Annotated in this window: 23 protein-coding genes and 3 tRNA genes; 9 read left to right on the top strand and 17 right to left on the bottom strand. The window is 74.1% G+C overall.

Annotated elements, in window-relative coordinates:
* The first annotated feature begins 129 nt into the window (after positions 1 to 129).
* Positions 130 to 903, top strand: coding sequence for a hypothetical protein (locus GA0070614_RS22155; RefSeq protein ID WP_088977764.1), 774 nt, complete (start codon positions 130 to 132; stop codon positions 901 to 903).
* Positions 904 to 975: 72 nt separating this feature from the next.
* Here GA0070614_RS22155 and GA0070614_RS22150 read toward each other — a convergent pair whose 3' ends face one another.
* On the bottom strand, positions 976 to 1,434 hold the full coding sequence (locus GA0070614_RS22150; RefSeq protein ID WP_408630701.1) for a rhodanese-like domain-containing protein: 459 nt from the start codon (positions 1,432 to 1,434) through the stop codon (positions 976 to 978).
* A 72-nt stretch (positions 1,435 to 1,506) separates the two neighbouring features.
* Here GA0070614_RS22150 and ftrA point away from each other — a divergent pair, with 72 nt between their 5' ends.
* Entirely contained in the window at positions 1,507 to 2,463 is a 957-nt protein-coding gene (ftrA, locus tag GA0070614_RS22145; RefSeq protein WP_088977763.1) for a transcriptional regulator FtrA, read from the top strand.
* A 132-nt stretch (positions 2,464 to 2,595) separates the two neighbouring features.
* On the opposite strand, the gene GA0070614_RS22140 is transcribed toward ftrA, so the two are convergent.
* Positions 2,596 to 3,498, bottom strand: coding sequence for a ribokinase (locus GA0070614_RS22140; RefSeq protein ID WP_088977762.1), 903 nt, complete (start codon positions 3,496 to 3,498; stop codon positions 2,596 to 2,598).
* A 71-nt stretch (positions 3,499 to 3,569) separates the two neighbouring features.
* Entirely contained in the window at positions 3,570 to 4,412 is an 843-nt protein-coding gene (locus GA0070614_RS22135) for an ABC transporter ATP-binding protein (RefSeq protein WP_088977761.1), read from the bottom strand.
* A gap of 132 nt (positions 4,413 to 4,544) precedes the next feature.
* On the opposite strand from GA0070614_RS22135, the gene GA0070614_RS22130 reads away from it, so the two are divergent.
* Positions 4,545 to 5,561 (top strand): ABC transporter ATP-binding protein, encoded by a 1,017-nt coding sequence (locus GA0070614_RS22130; protein ID WP_088977760.1) that lies wholly within the window; start codon positions 4,545 to 4,547, stop codon positions 5,559 to 5,561.
* A complete protein-coding gene (locus tag GA0070614_RS22125) occupies positions 5,558 to 6,574 on the top strand; it encodes an ABC transporter permease subunit (protein ID WP_088977759.1) in 1,017 nt (338 codons plus the stop codon). The genes GA0070614_RS22130 and GA0070614_RS22125 overlap by 4 nt, the downstream gene beginning before the upstream one ends.
* 134 nt (positions 6,575 to 6,708) lie before the next feature.
* On the opposite strand, the gene GA0070614_RS22120 is transcribed toward GA0070614_RS22125, so the two are convergent.
* Positions 6,709 to 7,884 carry an ROK family transcriptional regulator gene (locus GA0070614_RS22120; RefSeq protein WP_088977758.1) on the bottom strand — a complete coding sequence of 392 codons (1,176 nt, stop codon included), beginning with the start codon at positions 7,882 to 7,884 and terminating at the stop codon, positions 6,709 to 6,711.
* A gap of 151 nt (positions 7,885 to 8,035) precedes the next feature.
* On the opposite strand from GA0070614_RS22120, the gene GA0070614_RS22115 reads away from it, so the two are divergent.
* Positions 8,036 to 9,484 (top strand): glycoside hydrolase family 3 N-terminal domain-containing protein, encoded by a 1,449-nt coding sequence (locus GA0070614_RS22115; protein ID WP_088977757.1) that lies wholly within the window; start codon positions 8,036 to 8,038, stop codon positions 9,482 to 9,484.
* Positions 9,485 to 9,542: 58 nt separating this feature from the next.
* Here the strand turns inward: GA0070614_RS22115 and GA0070614_RS22110 are convergent, their stop codons facing one another.
* The 6 genes from GA0070614_RS22110 to GA0070614_RS22085 form a co-directional block, all read right to left on the bottom strand.
* Positions 9,543 to 10,334, bottom strand: a complete 792-nt coding sequence (locus GA0070614_RS22110) for an ABC transporter permease (RefSeq protein ID WP_088977756.1) — start codon at positions 10,332 to 10,334, stop codon at positions 9,543 to 9,545.
* Entirely contained in the window at positions 10,331 to 11,305 is a 975-nt protein-coding gene (locus GA0070614_RS22105; RefSeq protein ID WP_088977755.1) for an ATP-binding cassette domain-containing protein, read from the bottom strand. Before GA0070614_RS22105 ends, GA0070614_RS22110 begins: the two co-directional genes overlap by 4 nt.
* Positions 11,306 to 11,451: 146 nt before the next feature.
* The gene (locus GA0070614_RS22100; protein WP_088977754.1) at positions 11,452 to 12,297 is read right to left on the bottom strand and encodes a DUF4097 family beta strand repeat-containing protein; all 846 of its coding nucleotides are present in this window, start codon (positions 12,295 to 12,297) and stop codon (positions 11,452 to 11,454) included.
* Positions 12,298 to 12,336: 39 nt separating this feature from the next.
* Entirely contained in the window at positions 12,337 to 12,873 is a 537-nt protein-coding gene (locus GA0070614_RS22095; protein ID WP_088977753.1) for a toxin-antitoxin system HicB family antitoxin, read from the bottom strand.
* Between the two features lie 337 nt (positions 12,874 to 13,210).
* Positions 13,211 to 13,567 carry an STAS domain-containing protein gene (locus GA0070614_RS22090; protein ID WP_088977752.1) on the bottom strand — a complete coding sequence of 119 codons (357 nt, stop codon included), beginning with the start codon at positions 13,565 to 13,567 and terminating at the stop codon, positions 13,211 to 13,213.
* A 362-nt stretch (positions 13,568 to 13,929) separates the two neighbouring features.
* Positions 13,930 to 14,595, bottom strand: a complete 666-nt coding sequence (locus GA0070614_RS22085) for a GNAT family N-acetyltransferase (RefSeq protein WP_088977751.1) — start codon at positions 14,593 to 14,595, stop codon at positions 13,930 to 13,932.
* A 219-nt stretch (positions 14,596 to 14,814) separates the two neighbouring features.
* Between GA0070614_RS22085 and GA0070614_RS22080 the strand changes: the two genes are divergently transcribed.
* Entirely contained in the window at positions 14,815 to 15,015 is a 201-nt protein-coding gene (locus tag GA0070614_RS22080) for a DNA repair protein (RefSeq protein WP_088979587.1), read from the top strand.
* A 110-nt stretch (positions 15,016 to 15,125) separates the two neighbouring features.
* Positions 15,126 to 15,644 (top strand): hypothetical protein, encoded by a 519-nt coding sequence (locus tag GA0070614_RS22075; protein WP_088977750.1) that lies wholly within the window; start codon positions 15,126 to 15,128, stop codon positions 15,642 to 15,644.
* Between the two features lie 60 nt (positions 15,645 to 15,704).
* Here the strand turns inward: GA0070614_RS22075 and GA0070614_RS22070 are convergent, their stop codons facing one another.
* The 5 genes from GA0070614_RS22070 to GA0070614_RS22050 form a co-directional block, all read right to left on the bottom strand.
* Positions 15,705 to 16,220, bottom strand: a complete 516-nt coding sequence (locus GA0070614_RS22070; RefSeq protein ID WP_088979586.1) for a hypothetical protein — start codon at positions 16,218 to 16,220, stop codon at positions 15,705 to 15,707.
* A gap of 99 nt (positions 16,221 to 16,319) precedes the next feature.
* Positions 16,320 to 17,039: a Clp protease N-terminal domain-containing protein gene (locus GA0070614_RS22065; RefSeq protein ID WP_088977749.1), complete on the bottom strand. Its 720-nt coding sequence runs from the start codon at positions 17,037 to 17,039 to the stop codon at positions 16,320 to 16,322.
* A 57-nt stretch (positions 17,040 to 17,096) separates the two neighbouring features.
* The gene (locus GA0070614_RS22060) at positions 17,097 to 17,420 is read right to left on the bottom strand and encodes a hypothetical protein (RefSeq protein WP_088977748.1); all 324 of its coding nucleotides are present in this window, start codon (positions 17,418 to 17,420) and stop codon (positions 17,097 to 17,099) included.
* Positions 17,421 to 17,546: 126 nt separating this feature from the next.
* Positions 17,547 to 17,622 (bottom strand) — tRNA-Lys (locus GA0070614_RS22055).
* A gap of 259 nt (positions 17,623 to 17,881) precedes the next feature.
* Positions 17,882 to 17,957, bottom strand: a tRNA-Lys gene (locus tag GA0070614_RS22050).
* A 187-nt stretch (positions 17,958 to 18,144) separates the two neighbouring features.
* On the opposite strand from GA0070614_RS22050, the gene GA0070614_RS22045 reads away from it, so the two are divergent.
* Both GA0070614_RS22045 and GA0070614_RS22040 read left to right on the top strand, forming a co-directional pair.
* Positions 18,145 to 19,404, top strand: coding sequence for a L,D-transpeptidase (locus GA0070614_RS22045; protein WP_088977747.1), 1,260 nt, complete (start codon positions 18,145 to 18,147; stop codon positions 19,402 to 19,404).
* Between the two features lie 246 nt (positions 19,405 to 19,650).
* Positions 19,651 to 20,934, top strand: coding sequence for a L,D-transpeptidase (locus GA0070614_RS22040; protein ID WP_088977746.1), 1,284 nt, complete (start codon positions 19,651 to 19,653; stop codon positions 20,932 to 20,934).
* A 49-nt stretch (positions 20,935 to 20,983) separates the two neighbouring features.
* Here GA0070614_RS22040 and GA0070614_RS22035 read toward each other — a convergent pair.
* Positions 20,984 to 21,059 (bottom strand) — tRNA-His (locus tag GA0070614_RS22035).
* Positions 21,060 to 21,161: 102 nt separating this feature from the next.
* On the bottom strand, positions 21,162 to 21,752 hold the full coding sequence (gene orn, locus GA0070614_RS22030) for an oligoribonuclease (protein ID WP_088977745.1): 591 nt from the start codon (positions 21,750 to 21,752) through the stop codon (positions 21,162 to 21,164).
* Positions 21,753 to 21,790: the final 38 nt, after the last annotated feature.

Below are 21,790 nucleotides of genomic sequence, written 5' to 3'. Positions count from 1 at the left end.
CCGTCCCGTGGCGTCCGCTCCGCGCGCTCGCGGGCACCGCTCCCCGGCGGACCCGGCCGGCGCGGAGCGTGACCAGAACCGCCCCGTCCCCGTCCGGCGTCGCTGGCGGGAGCGACGCACACTGGTGGCATGGCCATTCCGCTGCCCCGTCCGACCGCCGTCGTCGGCCTCACCCGCTCCGCCCTCGACCAGGCGCTCGGCTCGGCCGCCTCGTTCGCCGCCGTCCCGGCCCGCGCGTTCGCCGTCCTGGACGGGGTGGAGGCGCTGCTGCACCGGATCAACGGGGTGGTGGACCGCATCGAAGGCACCCTGGACCGGACCGACCGGGTGCTCACCGACGCCGAGGCGGCGGTACGGGAGGTCGCGGTGATCAGCGCCGCGGCGACGACCGCGATCGAGACGGCCACCGAGGTCGCCACGGCGGCGGCCGTGGTGGTCGGTGAGGCGGAGCAGGTCTCCGGTGCGGCGGCCGTGGTGGTCGGCGAGGCGGACCGGGTGGCCCGCGCCGCCGGTGTGGTGGTCGCCGAGGCGCAGACCGTCGCCGGCCGGGCCGACCGCACGCTGGCGGCGGCGGAGGAGTCGGCCGCCACGGCCGCCGAACTGCTCGCCGCGTACGAGCCGGCGCTGCGCCGGGGGGCACCGATGGCGAACCGGTTCGTGGCCGAGCTGAGCCACGAGGAGGTGGCGGCGGCGATCCGGCTGGTCGACGAGCTGCCCAAGCTCAAGCAGCACCTGACCTCGGACATCCTGCCGATCCTGGCCACCCTGGACCGGGTCGGGCCGGACCTGCACGACCTGCTCGACGTCACCCGTGACCTCAAGCTCGCCGTGGCCGGCATCCCCGGGCTCGGCATGCTGCGCCGGCGCGGCGAGCGGCTCTCCGAGGACGAGCCCGCCGAGTGACCCGGCCGGACCGCCCCCCTCGGGCGACGCCGGCCCGGCCGGCGAGCCGGGCGTCCTCCGCCCGGCTCGCCGTCAGCAGTCGCAGGTCGCCGCGCTCCGGGGAGCGGTCAGCTCGTCCACCGGCCGGCGGGTCTCCCCCGCCGGGGTGCGCACCGGCAGCCCTTCGCGGACCCAGTACTCGAAGCCGCCCAGCATCTCCTTGACCGGGTAGCCGAGCCGGGCGAACTCCAGCGCCGCCCGGGTGGCGCCGTTGCAGCCCGGTCCCCAGCAGTAGGTGACCACCAGCGCGCCACGCGGCACCAGGGCGGCGGCGCGGGTGGCGATCTCGGCGGTGGGCAGGTGCACCGCGTCGGGCAGGTGTCCCTGCCGCCAGGCGTCCGGGCCCCGGGAGTCCACCACCACCAGGCCGGGCACCCCGGCGAGCAGGTCGGCGTGCACGTCACTGACGTCGGTCTCGAAGCGGAGCCGGTTGCGGAAGTGGGCGACGGCGACCGCCGGGTCGGCCGGCGGCACGGCAAGGGTGTACGACATGCCTGTCATCGTCGGCCGCACGGCCCCACCCACGGCAGTGGCGGGAACGCCGTTCTCCGTTAACATCCCGCCATGGACCGGACGGTGGCGGTGCTGGCGTACCCGGGGATGTCGGTCTTCGAGACCGGCATCGTCACCGAGGTGTTCGGGCTGCCCCGGCCCGAGTTCGACGTCGACTGGTACTCGCTCACCGTCTGCGCCGAGCGGCCGGGCCCGGTGCCGCTGGTCGGCGGGGCCGCCCTGCACACCCCGTACGGGCTGGACGTGCTGGCCCGGGCCGCGACGGTGGTCGTCCCGGGGGTGCCGGACGTGACCGCCGACCCGTCACCCGAGCTGGTCGCCGCGCTGCGCCGGGCGCACGCCGCCGGCGCCCGGATCATGTCGATCTGCTCCGGGGCGTTCGCGCTCGCCGGGGCCGGGCTGCTCGACGGGCGGCGGGCCACCACCCACTGGCGCTACGCCGACCTGCTGGCCCGCCGCCATCGGCGCGTCGAGGTCGACGCCGACGTGCTCTACCTCGACGACGGCGACATCCTGACCAGCGCGGGCAGCGCCGCCGGCCTGGACCTGTGCGTGCACGTCGTCCGGCGCGACTTCGGCGCGGCGATCGCCAACGCGGTGGCCCGGCGGCTGGTCATCCCGCCGCACCGCGACGGCGGGCAGGCGCAGTTCATCGAGGCCCCGGTGCCGGCCGACCCGGACGACGACCGGATCGCCCGCAGCGTGGACTGGGCGCTGGCCCACCTCGCCGAGCCGCTGACCGTGCAGCGGCTGGCCCGTCAGGCGCACATGTCGTCCCGCACCTACCTGCGGCAGTTCGCCCGGGCCACCGGCACCAGCCCGATCCGCTGGCTGATCGACCAGCGGGTACGGGCCAGCCTGGCGCTGCTGGAGTCGACCGCGCTGCCGGTGGCCGAGGTCGCCCGGTCGGTCGGGTTCGACAGCGTGGTCACCTACCGGCACCACTTCACCCGGGCGATGCGCACCTCGCCGTCGGCGTACCGGCGGGCCTTCCCCCGGGCCGACTGAGCCCGGCCGATCGAGCGCGGGCCGCCTGAGCCCGGGCCGGTCGAGCGCGGGCCGCCTGAGCCCGGGCCGGTCGAGCGCGGGCCGTCCGGTTCGGTCGGCGGGTGAGCCGGCGGGCAGGACGCGCCGGCGCGCTCAGCCGGCGGGCGGGGTGTACAGGGCGTCGATCTCCGCCCGGTGCGGCAGCGCCACGGAGGCGCCGAGCCGGCGGACACAGGCCGCGCCGGCCGCCGCCGCCCAGTGGACCGCGTCGAGCACCTCGCGACCCTCGCCCCAGGCCACCGCCAGCGCGGCCGTGAAGGCGTCGCCCGCCGCCGTGGAGTCGACCACGTCGACCTTGACCGCCGGCACGTGGCTGCGGGCGCCGTCGCGGTCGACGTACCAGGCGCCCTCGCCGCCGAGGGTGAGCACGGCGCGGGGCACCAGCTCCCGCAGCGCCTCCGGCTCGTCGCGGCCCCGGCCGGTGAGCGCCTGTGCCTCGGTCTCGTTGACCACCAGCAGGTCCACCGCGGCCAGCAGCTCGTCGGGCAGCGGCCGGGCCGGCGCCGCGTTGAGGATCACCCGGGTGCCGGCCTGCCGGGCGGCGACCGCCGCCGCGGTCACCGTCTCCAACGGAATCTCCACCTGCGCGACCAGCACGTCCGCCTGGCGTACGGCGTCCAGCTCGCCGTCGGTGAGCCCGAGGAAGGAGGCGTTGGCTCCCGGGGTCACCAGGATCGCGTTCTCCCCGTCGGTGTTGACCATGACCAGGGCCACGCCGGAGGCGCCGTAGACCACCCGTAGCTGCCCGGTGTCCACCCCGGCGGCGGTGATCCGGGCCCGCAGGGTCACCCCGAAGGCGTCCGAGCCGAGCGCGCCGAGGAAGGCGCAGGAGGCGCCCGCCCGGGCCGCGGCGATCGCCTGGTTGGCGCCCTTGCCGCCGGGCACCATCACGAAGTCGCTGCCGAGCACGGTCTCCCCCGGCCGGGGCAGCGCCGGGCCGGTCCCGACGAGGTCCATGTTCGCGCTGCCCACCACGACGACCCGGGTCTGCCGCACCACGAACCTCCTGCCCCGACCTGCGTGTCGCCGCGAGTCTAGGGCCTGCCCGCCGGGGCGGGCGGCGCGGCTCAGGCCGCCCGGGCGGTGTACCGCTCGCCGTGCCGCTCGACGAGCAGCGGCAGGCCGAAGGTCTTGGAGAGGTTGTCGCCGGTGAGCGTCTCGGCGAGCAGGCCCTGCGCGACGACGCCACCGTCGCGCAGCAGCAGCGCGTGGGTGAAGCCGGGCGGGATCTCCTCGACGTGGTGGGTGACCAGCACCAGGGCGGGGGCGTCCGGGTCGTACGCCAGCTCGGCCAGCCGGGCGACGAGGTCCTCCCGACCGCCCAGGTCGAGCCCGGCGGCCGGCTCGTCGAGCAGCAGCAGCTCGGGGTCGGTCATCAGCGCGCGGGCGATCTGCACCCGCTTGCGCTCGCCCTCGGAGAGGGTGCCGTACGCCCGGTCGGCGAGGTGGGCGATGCCGAGCTGCCCGAGCAGGGCGCGGGCACGGGCCTCGTCGGCGCGGTCGTAGCTCTCCCGCCAGCGGCCCACCACCGACCAGGCGGCGGTGACCACCACGTCGCCGACCCGCTCCTCGGCGGGCAGCCGCTCGGCCAGGGCGGCGGTGGACAGGCCGATCCGGGTCCGCAGCTCGTTGACGTCGGTCCGGCCGATCCGCTCACCGAGGACGTGGGCGGTGCCGGTGCTCGGGTGCAGCTGGCCGGCGGCCAGGTTGAGCAGGGTGGTCTTGCCGGCGCCGTTGGGGCCGAGGACGACCCAGCGCTCGTCGAGCTCGACCCGCCAGTCCACGTCGCGCAGCAGCGCGGTGCCGGAGCGCAGGACGGCGACACCGTCGAGGCTGACCACCAGATCCGCGTCCACGGGCGAGGGGGCGGCGGGGGCGCCGGCGGCGCCGGGGATCAGGTCACCAGTCACCGCTCCATCCAACCACGCAGCCTGCGCGGTGCCCCCCACGGGCGGGGCCGCCGCCTTAGGGTGGGGCGCCGTGTCGTTGGTCACCACACCCGGGAGGGCGAGCATGTCCGATCACCTGCTCAGGCGCCGCCGATGAGCGCGGTCATCGAGATCGAAGGGCTGCGCAAGACGTTCCACAGTCTGCGCCGGGGGCGCCGGGTGGCGGTGGACGGCTTCGACATGGTGGTCGAGGCCGGGCAGGTGCACGGCTTCCTCGGCCCCAACGGCTCGGGCAAGACGACCACCCTGCGCGCCCTGCTCGGCCTGGTCCGTCCGGACGACGGCCGGATGAGCGTGTTCGGTGTCCCGGCCCCCGACGAGTTGGCCCGGGTGGCCGGCCGGGTGGGCGCGATCGTGGAGAGCCCGCAGTTCTTCGGCAACTTCACCGGTCACCGGACGCTGCGGCTGCTCGCCGTGGCCGGCGGGGTGCCGACCAGCCGGGTGGACGAGGTGCTGGAGCAGGTCGGCCTGCGCGAGCGCGGCGACGACCGGGTCAAGGGGTACTCGCTCGGCATGAAGCAGCGGCTCGCCGTCGCCTCGGCCCTGCTGAAGGATCCACAGCTGCTGATCCTCGACGAGCCGGCGAACGGGCTGGACCCGGCCGGCATCCGGGAGATGCGCGACCTGGTCCGGTCGCTGGCCGCGTCCGGGGTGACGGTGCTGATCTCCAGCCACATCCTGGCCGAGATCCAGCTGATCTGCGACCACGTGACGATCATCGCGAGCGGCCGGCGGGTGGCCGCCGGCCGGGTCGACGAGGTGCTGGCCGGCTTCGACCAGCACGAGTGGCAGGTGGGCGTGGCCGAGCCGGAGCGGGCCGGCGCGCTGCTGCGGGAGGCCGGGCTGTCGGTGACCGACCACGAGGGACGGTTGGTGGTCGGCGGGGCGCCCGAGCCCGAGCTGATCAGCCGGACCCTCGGCGAGCAGGGGCTGTGGGTCCGGGAGCTGACCCCGATCCGGCCCGACCTGGAGAGCGTCTTCCTGGAGCTCACCGGGACCGCACCGCATCCGACACTGCCGAGGCAGGTGGGTGGGCCCGGCCTGCCCGGAGAGGGGCCCGAGCCGATGATCGACCTGGACGCGACCGCAGGCCGGGAGGTGGACGCGTGAAGCTGGTCCGCGCCGAGGTGGAGCGGCTGCTCGCCCGTCGTTTCGTGCAGCTGATGGTGGTGCTGCTGGGGTTCGCGTTCGTGGTCACGACGGTGACCACCGTGCTCGGGTCGCACCAGCCGTCGGCGAGTGAGGTGGCCGAGGCCCGGGCCCAGGTCTCCGAGGCGATCCGTGGTCTGGAGGTCGAGTACCAACGCTGCCTGCGGATCAAGGCCGGCGAGGTCCCGCTCGACCAGGCCGGGTACGTGCCGGCCGACTGCAGCGAGCTGGACCCGGCGTTGCAGGAGCGGCTGCCGGTCGTCGCCGACTACCTGCCCGGGGTCTTCGTCTTCGGGCAGCAGGCCGAGCCGCTGCTCTACTTCCTGATCGCCTTCCTGCTGCTGTTCGGGTTCCTGGTCGGCGCCTCGTACATCGGGGCCGACATCACCTCCGGCGGGGTGGTCAACCTGCTGCTGTGGCGGCCACGCCGGCTGACCGTGCTCGGCACCAAGCTGGGCGCGCTGATCGGCGTGGTGGCCGCGCTATCGGTGGCCGCCACCGTCGTCTACCTGGGCACCTTCTGGATGATCGGGCAGACCGCCGGGCTGCCGGGCCGGATGGACGGCCCGTTCTGGCAGAACCTGGGGGCGATCTGGGGGCGCGGCGTGGCGTTGGTGCTGCTCGCGTCCGCGCTCGGGTTCGGCATCGCCACGTTGGGCCGGCACACCTCGGCGGCGCTGGGCGCGGTGGCCGCGTACGGGGTGGTGTGGGAGCTGGGGGCGCGGGTGGTCTTCGAGATCCTCGACGTGGCCCGGGTCGACCAGCTGATGCTCTCGACGTACGTGGGCGCCTGGCTGACCGGCCGGGTCGAGCTCTACGACGACATGGTCTGCGGCGACGGCCCGGGAGGGCTGGGTCTCTGCACCGGCAGTTACACGATCACCTGGGCGCCGGCGCTGGCGATCCTGCTCACGCTGGTCGGCGCGGTGACCGTGTCGGCGTTCGCGGTGTTCCGTCGCCGGGACCTGATCTGACGCTTCGCCGTGCCGCGGCGCCGGTCGCCGCGGCACGGTGACGCCACCGGCCCGGACAGCGGCAGGATCTTGCCGTGGTCCGGGCCGGTGGTGAAGAATTCCTTCACATGACGGGTTGTCGGTGGCGACGGGCGTCAGCCGACGGTGGAGCCGAACACCTCGTCGCGGACGGCGTCCAGCGCGGTGCGCAGCGCGCCGTGCAGGATCGGCTCCTCGGTCAGCCCGGTGGCGACCACCCGGGGCCGGACCAGGGTGATCGCGGCCACCTCGTGCTGCACCCGCTCGGCCAGCGCCGCGCCACCGGCCTGCCCGACCTCCCCGGCGAGCACCACCAGCGGCGGGTCCAGCACCACGCAGGTGCTGGCCACCCCGAGGGCCAGCCGGCGGGCCAGCTCGTCGAGCACCGGGCCGCCCTGGGTGCCGGCCGCGATGGCGGCGCGCACGGCGCCGGCCGCGTCGGCGGCGTCGAAGCCGTGCTCGCGCGCCACCGCCCGGACCGCGTCCGCCCCGGCGAGCTGCTGGAACGCCGGCTTGGCCCGGCGCGAGACGTCACGCGGGATGGGCACCCCGGGCACCGGCAGGTAGCCGATCTCGCCGGCCGCGCCGCTGCTGCCGTGGTGCAGCCGCCCACCGAGCACGATCGCCAGACCGACACCGGCGCCGACCCAGACCAGGACGAAGTCCGTCAACCCCCGGGCCGCGCCGGACTGCGCCTCGGCCACCGCCGCCAGGTTGACGTCGTTTTCGAAGACGACCGGGGTGTGCAGGTCCTCGCGGAGCGCGGCGAGCAGGCCCCGGTGCCAGCGGGGCAGGTTGAACGCGAAGGTGATGTCGCCGGTGGCCGGGTCCACCAGGCCCGGGGTGCCGAGCACCACCCGGCGGACGCTGGACAGCTCCGCCCCGGCGCTGCTGGCCGCCTGCACCACCGCGTTGTGCACCACGCCGACCGGGTCGTCGGTGTCCCGGGTGGACTGCTCGACCCGGCCGACCACCGCGCCGGTGATGTCCGCGCACGCGGCGACCACCCGCTCCGCGCCGACGTCCACGCCCACCACGTACGCGCTGCCCGGCCGGACCGCGTAGAGCTGGGCGTTCGGGCCCCGCCCGCCGGCCTGCTCACCGACCCGGGCGACCAGCCCGCGCTCCTCCAGCCGCTCCACCAGCTGCGAGGCGGTGACCTTGGACAGGCCGGTCAGCTCGCCGAGCCGGGCCCGGGTGAGCGGGCCTCGCTCCAGCAGCAGCTCCAGGGCCGCTCGGTCGTTGAGCGCCCGCAACAGGCGGGGGGTGCCGGGCAGCCGGGTCGCACTCATGCCACGTCCTCTAGTTTCCGTAAACTTTGCTAACCGAATCGACCTGCAGACGGGTGCCCGTAGCGTATCGGCCACCCCGCACCGCGGAACTCGGACGACCCGGCGACCGCGGTGCGACACTCGTGCCGTCCGGCACCGAAGGGGGAATCACGTGGGGCTGGATCCAGGACTGCGTCGGCTCGCGCTGGGCACGTTGCTCGCCGCGTACCCGGGGCCGGTGCCCCCGGACTGGGCCGTCGACCTGGTCACCGACGGGCTGGCCGGGCACACGCTCTTCGGCACCAACGTCCACGACCCGGCCCAGGTGGCGGCGAGCACCGCCGCGCTGCGGGCCGGCCGGGCCGACGTGCTGGTCGCCATCGACGAGGAGGGCGGCGACGTCACCCGGCTGGCGCACGCCACCGGCAGCCCGTACCCGGGCAACGCCGCGCTCGGCGCGGTCGACGACACCACCCTCACCCGGCAGGTCTACGCGGCCATCGGGGCGGAGCTGGCCGCCCTCGGCGTCACCGTGGACCTGGCTCCCACCGTCGACGTGAACACCGCCGACGAGAACCCGGTGATCGGCACCCGCTCGTTCGGCGCGGACCCGGCCCGGGTCGCCGCGCACTCCGCCGCCGCCGTCGAGGGCCTCCAGTCCACCGGTGTCGCCGCCTGCGCCAAGCACTTCCCCGGCCACGGCGCCACCGTCGCCGACTCGCACCACGAACTGCCCACCGTGGACGCCTCGCCGGCCGTGCTGCGCGAACGGGACCTGCCGCCCTTCGCCGCGGTGATCTCCGCCGGGGTCCGGGCGATCATGACCGCGCACATCCGGGTGCCGGCGCTCACCGGCGACGGGCCGGCCACGTTCAGCCGGGCCGTCCTGGTCGACCTGCTCCGCCGCGACTACGGCTTCACCGGCACGGTGATCACCGACGCGCTGGAGATGAAGGGCGCCGCGCTCGCCGCCGGCGGGGTCGGGCCGGCCGCCGTGCTCGCCCTGGCCGCCGGGGCGGACCTGCTCTGCGTCGGCGCGAAGGTGGACGCCGCGCTGGTCGAGCACGTGGTCGCCGAGATCGTGACGGCGATCGGGGACGGCCGGCTGGACCGGGCCCGGGTGGAGGAGGCCGCCGGCCGCGCCGCCGCGCTCGCCGGCTGGACCCGGGCCGCCGGCGCCACCGCCACCACCCCCACCGACCTCGGGTACGCCGCCGCGCGGCGGGCGGTCCGGGTCGAGGGGGACGTGACCGGCCTGGGCCGGCCGCTGGTGGTGCAGGTGCACGCCACCTCCACCATCGCCGAGGGCCGGGTGCCGTGGGGGTTGGGCCCGCACCTGGTCGGCCTGGAGGAGCTCCGCGTGGTGGCCGGCGAGATCGAGCCGGCCGAGCTGGGCCGGCTCGCCGCGGGACGGCCCATCGTGCTGGTCGGCCGGCACCTGCACCGGTCGCCCGGGGGCACCGCGCTGGTCGACGCGCTGGCGGCGGCGTGCCCGGTGACGGTGGTCGAGATGGGCTGGCCGGGCGGGTGGCGGCCGGCCGGCGTACGCGCCTTCGTCACCACCTTCGGCGCGAGCCACGCCAACGGCCGGGCGGCGGCCGAGGCGCTCGGCCTGGTCTGATCCCGGGCCGGGCTCCCCCACCGCCGCCGGAGGCCGGCCGGCGACCTCGACAGCCGCCCTAGCGGGCCGCCCGCCGGTGGAACGCGCGCCTGGCCCACAGGTAGGACAGCAGCGAGATCGCCGCGCACCAGGCCAGCGCGTAGACCGCGCTGTCGCCGATGCCCGTGCCGAGCAGCAGCCCGCGCAGCGTCTCGATCACCGGCGTGAACGGCTGGTGCTCGGCGAACCACCGCAGGCCGGCGGGCATGGTGTCGGTGGGCACGAAGCCGCTGCCCAGGAAGGGCAGGAGGATCAGGAACATGGGCAGGTTGCTGGCGGTCTCCACGCTGTCGCTGACGAGGCCGAGGGCGACCGACAGCCAGATGAGCGCGAACGTGATCGCGGTGAGCACGCCGGCGGCGGCGAGCCACTCCAGCGCGGTGGCGGTGGGCCGGAAGCCGATGGCCACCGCCACGCCGAGCAGGACGGCGAGGCAGAGCATGGTCTGGATCAGGCTGCCGAGGACGTGGCCGGTCAGCACGGCGGCGCGGGCGATGGCCATGGTGCGGAAGCGGTCCACGATGCCCTCGGTCGTGTCCATCGCGATGGAGATGGCGGTGCCCTGCGCGGCGCCGGCCGCGCCGAAGAGCAACATGCCGGGCACCAGGTAGTCGAGGTAGGCGCCGCGGTCACCGTCCGCGACGGGGAGTCCGGCGCCGAGGGTCTCGCCGAAGACGTAGACGAACAGCAGCAGGAGCACGACCGGCATGCCGATCAGCATCCCGGTCAGCGAGGGGTAACGCTGCATGTGGCGCAGCTGTCGGCGCAGCATGGTCGCCGAGTCGGTCACGGTGTGGGCGAGGCTGGTCATCGGTGTCCCCCGGTGGTGGCGTGGGCGGCGGTGGCGGGCGTGCCGGTGAAGGCGAAGAAGACGTCGTCCAGGTCCGGGGTGTGGATCGAGAGCTGGTCGACCTCGACGTGTGCGTCGTCGAGCCGGTCGAGCACGGCCCGCAGGGAGCGGACGTCGTCACCGCCGGGGATCTGCAGGGTGAGGGCGGCGTCGTCGCGCTGGGCGACGGTGAGCACGCCGGCGGCGGTGTCCAGCGCGGCCGGGTCGGCGAAGCGCAGCAGGATGTGCCCGCCGGGGATGCGGCGCTTGAGTTCGTCGGGGGTGCCCTCGACGACGATGCGGCCCTGGTCGAGCAGGGCGATGCGGTCGGCGAGCTGATCGGCCTCGTCGAGGTACTGGGTGGTCAGGAAGACGGTGACGCCCTCGGCGACGAGCCCCCGGATGATCTCCCACATCGCCTGCCGGCTGCGGGGGTCGAGGCCGGTGGTCGGTTCGTCGAGGAAGATCAGCCTCGGGTCGCCGACCAGGGTCATCGCCAGGTCGAGGCGGCGGCGCATCCCCCCGGAGTAGACCTGGGCCGGCTTGCGCGCCATCTCCCCGAGGTCGAAGCGGTCGATCAGCCGGGCGACGCGGCGTCTGCCCTCGACGCGGCCGAGGTGGTGGAGGTCGGCCATCAGCCTGAGGTTCTCCTCGCCGGTGAGCAGGTTGTCGACGGCGGAGAACTGGCCGGTCACCCCGATCGACGCCCGTACGCCCTGGGGCTGCCGGGCGAGGTCGTGGCCGGCGACGCGGACCGAGCCGGCGTCGGCGGGCACCAGGGTGGACAGGATCCGCACCACGGTGGTCTTGCCCGCGCCGTTGGGCCCGAGCAGCGAGAAGATCGTTCCCTCGGTGACCATGAGATCGATGCCGTCGAGGACGAGCTTGTCCCCGAACGTCTTGCGCAGACCGGACACCGAGATGGCCGGCCGGGTAGCGGTCGTCGCCGCCATTGTTTCCTCCACTGGTCGCTGTGCGCGGGTCGCGGGCGCGCGTCATCGCCGGTCGAGCCGCGCGGGCGGACCGGGACACGACGGCGCGCGTCATCACCGGTCGCGGGCAGGACGCCCGCGACCGGTGGAGCAGTCGGTGGGAGCTGTCAGGAGCGGTGGATCAGGATGTCGCCGAACGCGGTACGCGCCCGCACCTCGGCCTTCTCGTCGCTGTCGCCGGGACCGGCGGTGGCGTCCAGGTCATTGCGTACCTTGCCGAACTGGGTGTGCAGGTCGAGCCGGGCCGCCGTGCCCCGGCGGATCCCGACCTGGATGCGCCCGGCGGCGGTGCGCAACGTGGCCGATCCGCGGACCAGCTCACCGATGCGGATGTCACCGTTGGCGGTGTTCGCCGTGACCGAGGCGGCGGCGTGCTCGGCGGCGACGTGACCGTTCGCGGCGTTGACCCGCAGGTCACCCCGGGTGTCGCCGATCCAGGTGTCGCCGTTGCCGTTCTTCAGCACCGCGCGCCCGCCGACGGCGCGGACGCTGAGCTTCCCGGAGCCGGTGGCGAGGTCCGCGTCGCCGGCCACGTTCTCCGCGATGGCGGCGCCGTGGCCGGTGTGCAGGTGGACGGTGTCGGCGTCCTCGACCTGGAGGTCTCCCGCGCCGGTGCGCAGGCGGCAGTCGGCCAGCGAGCCGGAGCAGTTGACCGCGCCGACGCCCAGCTTCCCCTCCACGGCGGAGCCGGCCGGCAGCTCGATGGTCACCTCGACGGAGCCGGTCCGGCCGAAGATGCCGAAGTGGGGCTGTCTGGGCCCGTGGACCACGAGGCGGCCGGAGGCGTACTCCACCCGGGTCTGCGCGGCGGCGCGCACGTCGCGCTCGTCCGCCTCGTCGGCCGGGCGCACCTGGACGACGGTGTCGGTGCGCGGGCCGGCGGTGATCCGCACGTCGCCGGCGACGAGTTCGACCGATGCCGAGATCGGTGCGGGGGTGTCGAAGGATGGCATGGTGCTCCCCTTTCGGGTGGTCGGTGGAGGCCGGTGCCGCTAGCGCACCCAGCCGGTGAAGCGCTGGCCGCCGGTGGCCGTGCCGGATCGCCGGGGGGTCTCGGCCCGGTGGTGCTGGCTGTCGGCGTCGACGGCGGCGGTCGCCGCCCGGATCAGCCAGGTGTTGATCGAGACGCCGGCCTGGGCGGCGGCCTGCTCGACGCGCGTCTTCAGGTGCTCCGGCAGGCGCAGGCTGATCCGTACGGTCGCCTCGTCCTCGCCGTCGGCGGGGGGCCGTGTCGGACTCGGCGGTGGTGGCGCCACCGGCTCCGCCTCGTCGGCCCACTGCTCGGCCGGCGGCGGTGTCACGACGAAGCTGGGCTCCCGGTCGCGCAGGCGCAGGTCGACCGAACCGGGCGCGAGGTCGCGAGTGATCTCGGTGGCCGCCTCGGAGAGCGCGTCGAGCAGGGCGAGCCGGATCGCGGAGTCCAGCGGTGCGGTGAGCCGCTCGGCCAGTTCCCGGGCGTCGTCACCGCCTGCGGCGGCGGCCACCGCGAGCTGGTGCCGGATCGCGTCGACGTAAGCACGGAGTTCCATGACGCCACTATGGCATCATCGTGATGCCATGCGCAACGGGGATGATGCCATCGGGTGCAGATTTCTCCGCAGGCGACACTGACGAGTTGTCGGCGGGCACGCCCGACCTGCGACAGGGGCCCGGCACCACCGGCCGGGGCAGGACATCCCCGCCGCCACGGGCACGGCAGTCGCCGCGCTCGGCATCGGGTTCGGGTTCGGGTTCGGGTTCGGGTTCGGGTTCGGGTTCGGGTTCGGGTTCGGGACACCGTCCCGCACGAGGGACCAGGCCGTCGGCCGGGCAGCGACCACGCCCCCGGACGCCGGGGCGCCACCGGGGAGGGCGTCGGATCAGGCCCTACGCGGCGGTGGCGCCAGGGTCGGACTCGGGTGGCGCCTGGCGCCCGGAGGTGAGGCCGAGGAGCGTGTCGACGGCGGTGATCCGCAGGACCCGGGCGACCACGGGCTGCGGGTCGACCACCCGGAGCGAGGCGCCCCGGCCCACCGCCTCGGCGGCGCCCCGCAGCAGGGCCGCCAGCCCGGTCGAGTCGAGGAAGGGCACCTCGGCGAGATCGACGACCACCTGCACCGTCTCCGGACGGTCGAGGGCGGCGTCCACGGCCCGGTCCAGGACGGCGGCGGTGGACATGTCGACCTCGCCGACCGGGCGGAGGACGACTCGCCCGCCGGCCTCGCTCCGCACGTCCACCCGCATGCCCGCTCCTCGCCGAGAAGTCGTCGTTGCCGCCCGACGATACCCGCGTGGACGTTGCGGGGATCCGGGACACCGCTGCCCGCCGCCGGGGTGCGCACGCTCCGTCACCAGCCCTCGCCGCTGGCGCCATGGCTTGCGCCGCAGCTCAAGTCCACTACCAGACAGTCCTAACCAGTCGATCGTCTCTTGCTCGGCAGCCGATCCGTACGTAGCGTGACCATCACGGGACCAGCCGGCGGACGCCGGCTCACGGAGGGACCTGGGGGAAGGCTGCGGACCGTGGATTCGGCCCGGAATCCACGGTCCGCGCCCTGCCGTCGTCGGGCCGGCGGCCGGTACGACGGACACCGTCCACCCGCCGGTCAGGGCGGATAGACGCCGAACGACTCCCAGCCCCGGTCCGGGAATCCGGCCGCGTCGGCGACCCGCGCCGAGGCGAGGTTGGCCGGATCGTGGCGGTACGTCGGCACCGCCCCCTCGTCGAGCACCCGGCGGGCCGCCTGGGCGACCAGCCGCCGGGCCAGCCCCCGGCCGCGCGCCGCCGGCACCGTGCCCACCGCCAGTTCGTGGCCGTGCGCGTCGTGCCGCTTGATCCCCACCCCGGCGAGGTAGCCGCCGCCGTCGTCGCGGACCACCAGGACCTCCCGGTCGAACAGGCGCAGCCAGGAGGGGAGGGCGGGATCGGTGGGGGCACACCACTGCCCCACCTCGGGCAGCGGCGCCGGGGCGACACTCCAGCGGAAGGTGTCCTGGTGCACCGCCCAGCCCGGCTGGCCGACCGCGGCGGGCAGCGCCGCGAGGAGACCGGCGCGCGGGCCACGGGCCAGCGCGCGGATCGCCTCGACCCGCTCCGGGGGCACCGAGAGCACCGTGTCGCCGGAGGGGGCCCGCACGCCGATCGCCGGGCGGAGCCGGCCGTCCCAGGCCGGCCGCGCCCGCCGACGGGAACCCACCACGTGCAGGCCGGGACCGGCCGGCCACTGGCCCAGCCAGGTGACCAGGTGCAGGTGGAGCCGGCGGTCGAGCACCGCAGACCTCCCTCACCCCGCTCGGGTACGACCAACCGTGATCACGGTACGCCGCACCGGCCACCCGGGCGCGCCGTTCCGAGGGCCGCACACCGGTTCGCCACCCGCCGCACCGGGTAACCGGTACGGAGGAAGAGCCATCGGGTGGAACCATCACCATCGATCGGGCGTCATATCGATTTCCATACATGTACAACTTTCTTTGGGACGGTAATGGTCATGCCGATGCAGCCGAATGACCGGTACCAGCAGGACAGCGAGCGGGCGTGGCAGGCGGCGGAGGCCGCCGGACGGTTCCCCGCCCAGCCGCCGTACCGCGAGGCCCGGACCGGACGCGGGGCGAATGCCGCGCTCTCCTGGAGCGACCTGAACAGCCTGCCGGCCGGCGCCTCCTCGCGCCGGGGCCTCAACACCCGCTGAGCCGGGGGCAACCGACGACACACCCGGGGCGTCCAGCCGGGGTGTTCGCACACCTGTCGGGTAGCGTCTTCTGGTCCGAAACTCGGCCTACGACAGGAGACACTCCGCGCATGGGCAAGAAGACGATCCACGTCTCCGACTTCAGCGGCACGGTGCTGCAACCCGACGACGAGGTGGTCAAGGTCGTCGTGCTGGAGCACCCTGACCTGGTGGCCGGGCCCGTGCGACTGGACGCCACCGCGGTCGAGGTGGAGAGCATCGACGACGCGGCGCTGGACGTCGCCGTGGTGGAGATCCACGACCGGCACGGCGGCGGCGAGCCGCGCCGGGTGGTGCTGACCGCGAGCGAGTTCGACGCGATGGCCACCGACGTGCCGATGGCCCAGCTGCTGAGGACGGCCGAGCGGGTGCGGCCGCCGAAGGCCCGCAAGAGCGCGGAGAAGGTGGACTACGGCACCATCGAGCATGCCGGCAAGCCGCACCGGGGTCGGGTCACCGAGGAGGAGGCCCGACTGGTCCGGGAGCAGCTCGACGAGGTGAACAAGCGCCTCGCCGACGCCGGCATCCGGCAGATCGACCCGGCCGACCCGGAGCACGCCGCCCGGTACGGCTTCCCCACCGACTCCTGACCCTGGTCCCGTCGGTGGCCGGGACGCGCCCCCGTGCCGCACCCCGGCCACCGACGGTGGTCACCCGGCGGCCCGGCGACGCCGCCAGTAGGCCACCGTGACGGCCGCGAGCAGCGGCGGCCAGGCGAGCATCGGGGCGTAGCAGGCCGTCATGACCACGCCGGCGATCCCCTGCGGAGCGCCCGGGTCGCCCATGTTCTCCGGGCCGTTCCACAGGGCCACGGTGGGCACGGCGATCGCGGTGAGCGCGGCGACGCCGAGTGCCGCCGGAAGCACCACGCACCACGTCGGCAGGGGTCGTCCGCCGAAGCGGGGCACCCGGGCCGGCACCACCTCGCCCCACGGCCGCACCAGCCCGAGGGTCAGCAGCGCCGCCGCCTCGGCCGCGACGGTGAGCACGACGACGTACGGGGTGATCCAGCCGGGAGCGGCGTAGAGCCGGCCCAGCTCGCCGGTGAACCCCACCGGCACGCCCGCGCCGAGCGCGAGACGCCAGATCCCGGAGGGCAGCACCAGCAGGGGTACGGCGTACGCCGCCCAGCGGGCCCAGCGGGGCGCATCGAGGGTCGTCCGCATCGGTAGCTCCTGACGTCGGTCCAGGTCCACCTGCGACTCTGCCGTCGTCCGGGCCCGCAGTGCTCCCCGGTGCGGGGGAGTCGCCTCCCCCGCCGGGGTTCACCGGTAGCGCGCCAGGGCGGCGACGATCCGCCCCTCGACCCCGGCCTTGTCCAGTCCCAGGCCGGAGAGGACCCCGGCGCCGTCCTCCAACTCCAGCAGGGCGAGCAGGATGTGCTCGGTGCCGACGTAGTTGTGCCCGAGCCGCAGCGCCTCCCGGAACGTCAGCTCCAGCGCCTTCTTGCCCTGGGCGTCGAACGGGATCAGGTCGGGCACCCGCTCCGCCGGCGGCGGCAGGGCCGCGGTGGCCGCCCGCCGTACGTCGTCCAGCGACACGCCCTCCTCGACGACGGCGAGCGCGGCGACCGCCTCCGGTTCGGCGAGCAGCCCGAGCACCAGGTGCTCCGGACGGATCTCGGCGTGCCCGGTGCCGCGGGCCTCGTTCTGCGAGGCCATCACCACGTTGCGGGCCCGGGGGGTGAAGCGGCTGAAGCCGGCGGCCGGGTCGAGGGTCGCGGCGGCCTCGACCTTGGCGGCGGAACGCTTCTGGGCGGCCTGCTTGCTGACCCCCATGCTGTTGCCGATCTCGGTCCACGAGGCGCCGGAGCGGCGGGCCTGGTCGACGAAGTGGCCGATCAGGTGGTCGGCCAGCTCGCCCAGGTGGTCGGCCGCGATGACGGCGTCGGTGAGCTGGTCGAGGGCGTCGGTGTGGGCTTTCTTGATCGCCTGGATCAGGTCGTCGAGGCGTACCGGATTGGCGATCTGGATGGGCTCCGTCATGCGTCAACCATAGGTTGACGCACCCTCGGCGTCAACCACCGGTTGACGATCGGGTCGCTACGCGCAGAACCACACGGCGGCGGCAGCGGTGGGCAACCAGCCGACCGCCCATCCCCTGACCAGGCCGGACCGCCCCGGACCCCGCGTCTCGGCGACGAACACCGCGAGCCCGACCAGCAGGTGGGCCGCGACGAAGAGCGCCGCGATGCCGAGGGCGGCGCCGAAACGTCCGCCGGCTTCGAGGTCCACCCGCCGGTCGTGCTCGCGCACCAGGACGGCGAGCAGCCACACCAGCGCCATCGGCAGGGTGTGGGACGCGAACCCCAGCACCGCGCCGGGCGTCAGGCCCCGTCCGACCCCTGCCACCTCACCGTCCGCCATGCCGAGCCCTCCCCGCGTTCGAGGCGGTCAGGATAGTCGGCGGGAAACGGCACGGAGGGCCCCATGGACGCTACGAAGAGGGCTCCGGCCCAGGTGGAGAACCACCAGGCCGGAGCCCTTCGTTGCTGGTGCGCCGCCAGGGACTCGAACCCCGAACCCGCGGATTAAGAGTCCGCTGCTCTGCCAGTTGAGCTAGCGGCGCTCGCTGACAACGGAGAGCACCATACCGGGTCCCTCCCCACCCCCGACAACCGGGTTTCCACCCACCCCGATCCCACCATGTCGATCGACCCGACCGTGTCGATCAAGAAGTTCCGGGTCTCCGGCGAGCCGGATCCGGACCAGAACCTCTTGATCACCGCGACGGAGGCAGGGGCGGGGGCGCGGAGAGGCGGGGAGGCGGGGAGGGCAGGAACGGGTCAAGCCCGGTCCGTGTGGACCGGGCTTGAGGGTGTTACTGCTGGTGCGCCGCCAGGGACTCGAACCCCGAACCCGCGGATTAAGAGTCCGCTGCTCTGCCAGTTGAGCTAGCGGCGCTCGTTGGCAACGGAGAGAACAGTACACGGGCCCCGAGCGCTCTTCCAAATCGGGTACCCGACTCCCCTCTTCGGGTGAGCTTATCGGGCGAATGGGGCCAAAGGGGCCGGTTGGCCGCTGCGCGGGACCGAGGTGATGGCGGTGATGCGGCACCATGTCCGCCAGGCACGCGAGAACTGAGGTGGGAATGGGCAGGTTCACGCGGGTCGGGGCGAAGGTGGGCGCCCTGGCCCTGGCGGCGTCGCTGGCACTGACCGGGTGCGGCGACGGCGAGAAGAAGGCCGAGTTCGTGGGCGGCAGCACCGCCCCGAGCGCGGACACGCCGCAGGCTCCCCAGCCGGGCGACACGTCGGCCCCGGCGGCGAGCCTGGCGGTCAGCCCGGCGGACGGGGCGAAGAGCAGGCCGGTCAGCACCGAGATCAGCGCGAAGATCCCCGGCGGCGGGAAGGTGTCCTCGGTCACCCTCGCCTCCGCCGACGGCAAGCAGGTCGAGGGCACGATGCGGCGGGACGGCTCCTCGTGGGTGCCGTCGACGCCGCTGAAGTACGGCACCACCTACACCGCCACGGTGACCGGCACCGGCGCCGGGGGCGAGACCCGGCAGGGCACCAGCACCTTCACCACCATGGCCAAGCCGAAGTCGATGATCAGCTCCGGGCTGTACCTCTTCGACGACCGGACGTACGGCGTGGCCATGCCGGTCGTGGTGGAGTTCCACCCGGGCATCCCGAAGAAGGACCGGGCGGCGGTGCAGAAGCGGATGTTCGTCAAGACCGATCCGCCGCAGCCGGGCGCGTGGCACTGGGTCTACAACGGCACCCAGGCCTACTACCGGGCGCCGGAGTACTGGAAGCCCGGCACCACGCTCGACGTACGGATCGCGCTGGCCGGCGTCCCGCTGAGCAACGGCCGCTACGGCAACGTCGACCGGTCGGCGACCGCCAAGATCGGACGCTCCTTCGAGATGAAGGTCGACAACGCCACCAAGAAGATGACCGTCCTGCAGGACGGCCAGGTGGTCCGCACGATCCCGGTCAGCCTGGGCAAGAAGAGCACGCCCTCCTCCAGCGGCACCATGGTGGTGATGGAGAAGAAGGAGAAGACCGTCTTCGACACCATGGACTCCCCCGAGCCGGAGAACAGGTACCGCATCGACATCGACTTCGCCCAGCGCCTGACCTGGGGTGGCGAGTACATCCACGCGGCGCCCTGGTCCGAGGGCGTGCAGGGGCGGCAGAACGTGTCGCACGGGTGCGTCAACGTCTCCATGGCGATGGGCCGGTGGCTCTTCGCCCAGACGAAGATCGGTGACCCGATCACGGTCAGCGGCACCTCGCGCAAGCTGGCCCCGGGCAACGGCTGGACGGCCTGGAGCCTGAGCTGGTCGGAGTTCGTCAAGGGCAGCGCGCTGCCGGTGCCCGAGGGCGGCTCCGGACCGCTGATCTGAGCCCTCCGGTCGGGCCGGCCACCACCGCCGGCCCGACCGGAACCGGCCCCGCGCCGGCGCGACCCCCGCCGGCGCACCGGCGACCGGACCGGCCGGACACGAGCCGCGCTCGGGAAGGTGCGGCATCGTACCGACATCCGCGCGTCCTGATCGGCGTGTTCCCCTTCACGCCCGGCAACCGGCGGGCGCGGGCGTGCGTCAGTGGGTAAGGATGAGGCATACGGGGACCACGACTGTGAGGGGATCATGCGAGCTACCCAGGACCGGCCGACCCGGCGCACCGGGCGGCGCCGCGCGCTCGCGGCGGGGCTCCTCGCCGCCGCGCTCACCTTCACCTCCGCCTGCACCGGCTCCGGCGACGACAGGCCGTCGGGCGCGTCGGGCGGCGGGGAGAGCGCCCCCAGGGCGGCGGTCACCATCACCGAACCGAAGGCCGACGCCACGGACGTCCCGGCCTCCACCGGCATCACCTTCACCACCAAGGACGCCGAGAAGACCACCGTCGAACTCACCGACTCGGCCGGCGAGGCCGTCGAGGGCGAGCTGGCCGCCGACGGCACGAGCTGGCTGCCCACCGGCGCGTTGGAGTACGGCGGGAAGTACACCGCCACCGTGACGGCCACCGGCGACGACGGCAAGCCGGCCACCGCCACCAGCACCTTCACCGTCATGCCCCAGCCCGACAAGCAGGTGCGCATCACCAGCTTCCTCGGCGACGGCCAGGTGGTCGGCGTGGGCATGCCGCTGATCGTCCGGTTCGGCCGGGCCGTGCCGGAGGACTACCGCGACGACGTGCAGCGCCGGATGAGCGTCACCTCCACCCCGGCCCAGGAGGGGATCTGGCACTGGGCCAGCCCGACCGAGATCCGCTACCGGCCGAAGGAGTTCTGGCAGCCGGGCAGCACCGTGTCGTACCGGGTGCAGGCCGGCGGGCTGCCGATGGGTGACGGCTGGTACGGCCGCTCCGACCTGACGGTGGACGTCAAGATCGGCCCGTCGCTGGTCATGGTGGTGGACAACAAGACCAAGCGGATGACCGTCACCAGGGACGGCACCGTGGTCAAGACGATCCCGGTGAGCCTGGGCAAGAAGAGCACCCCGTCGTCCAGCGGCACCATGGTGGTGATCGAGAAGCTGCGCAAGACGGTCTTCGACACCCTGGAGGAGCTGGGCCCGGTGGAGGGTTACCGGACGAAGATCGACTACGCCCAGCGGCTCACCTGGGGCGGCGAGTTCATCCACGCCGCGCCCTGGTCCGAGGGACAGCAGGGCCGCGTCAACGTCTCGCACGGCTGCGTGAACGTCTCGATGGCCGACGGGAAGTGGCTCTTCGAGAACACCCGGATCGGTGACCCGATCACGGTCAAGGGCACCGAGCGCCGACTGCAGAACGGCAACGGCTGGACCGACTGGAACATGAGCTGGGAGCAGTACGTCGAGGGCAGTGCCCTGCCGTACGAGCCGCCGGCCGCGCCGGACGTCGAGCCGAGCGCCGACGGCGAGGAGCCGAGCACCGAGCCCACGCCCTGACCGGGCGGGTACGACGAAGGCCCCCTCCGCGTGGAGGGGGCCTTCGTCATGGGGTGACTGATGGGAATTGAACCCACGACAACCGGGACCACAACCCGGTGCTCTGCCAACTGAGCTACAGCCACCATGCCGTCCGCTCCGGTGACCCGGGCGGGTGCGGACTAATAATAGCCACACCCCCGCGGGCCCCGTCCAGCGGGTTCGCCCACGCCCGCAGGGAGCGTGCCCTACAGCTGGGCGGCGATCGCCTTCGCGCTGTCCACGTCCGGTCCGGGCAGCGGCACGAAGATGGTGCGTCGGTAGTACTCCAGCTCCCGGATGCTCTCCCGGATGTCGGCGAGGGCCCGGTGGGCCAGCCCCTTCTGCGGCTGGCCGAAGTACACCCGGGGGTACCAGCGCCGGCACAGCTCCTTGATCGAGGAGACGTCGATCATGCGGTAGTGCAGGTGGGCGTCGAGGCGCGGCATGTCCCGGGTGATGAAGCCCCGGTCGGTGGCGATCGAGTTGCCGCACAGCGGGGCGGTCCGCGGGTCCTTGACGTGGCTGGTGACGTACTCCAGCACCATGTCCTCCGCCTCCGCGAGGGTGACCGTCGAGCGGCGCACCTCCTCGGTGAGCCCGGACTTGCCGTGCATCGTGCGCACGATCTCCGGCATCGCCTCCAGGGCCGCCTCGTCGGCGTGGATGACCACGTCGACCCCCTCGCCGAGCACGTTGAGGTCGGGGTCGGTGACGAGCGCGGCGACCTCGATCAGCGCGTCCCTGCCGAGATCGAGCCCGGTCATCTCACAGTCGATCCAGACGAGAAGGTCAGCCACGCCCGACAGACTAGTCGCAGCCCAGGTGCCCGCGCCTC

It is taken from the genome of Micromonospora coxensis, from assembly GCF_900090295.1.
Taxonomy (GTDB): Bacteria; Actinomycetota; Actinomycetes; order Mycobacteriales; family Micromonosporaceae; genus Micromonospora; species Micromonospora coxensis.
This window is presented reverse-complemented; position numbering and strand designations above follow the sequence as displayed.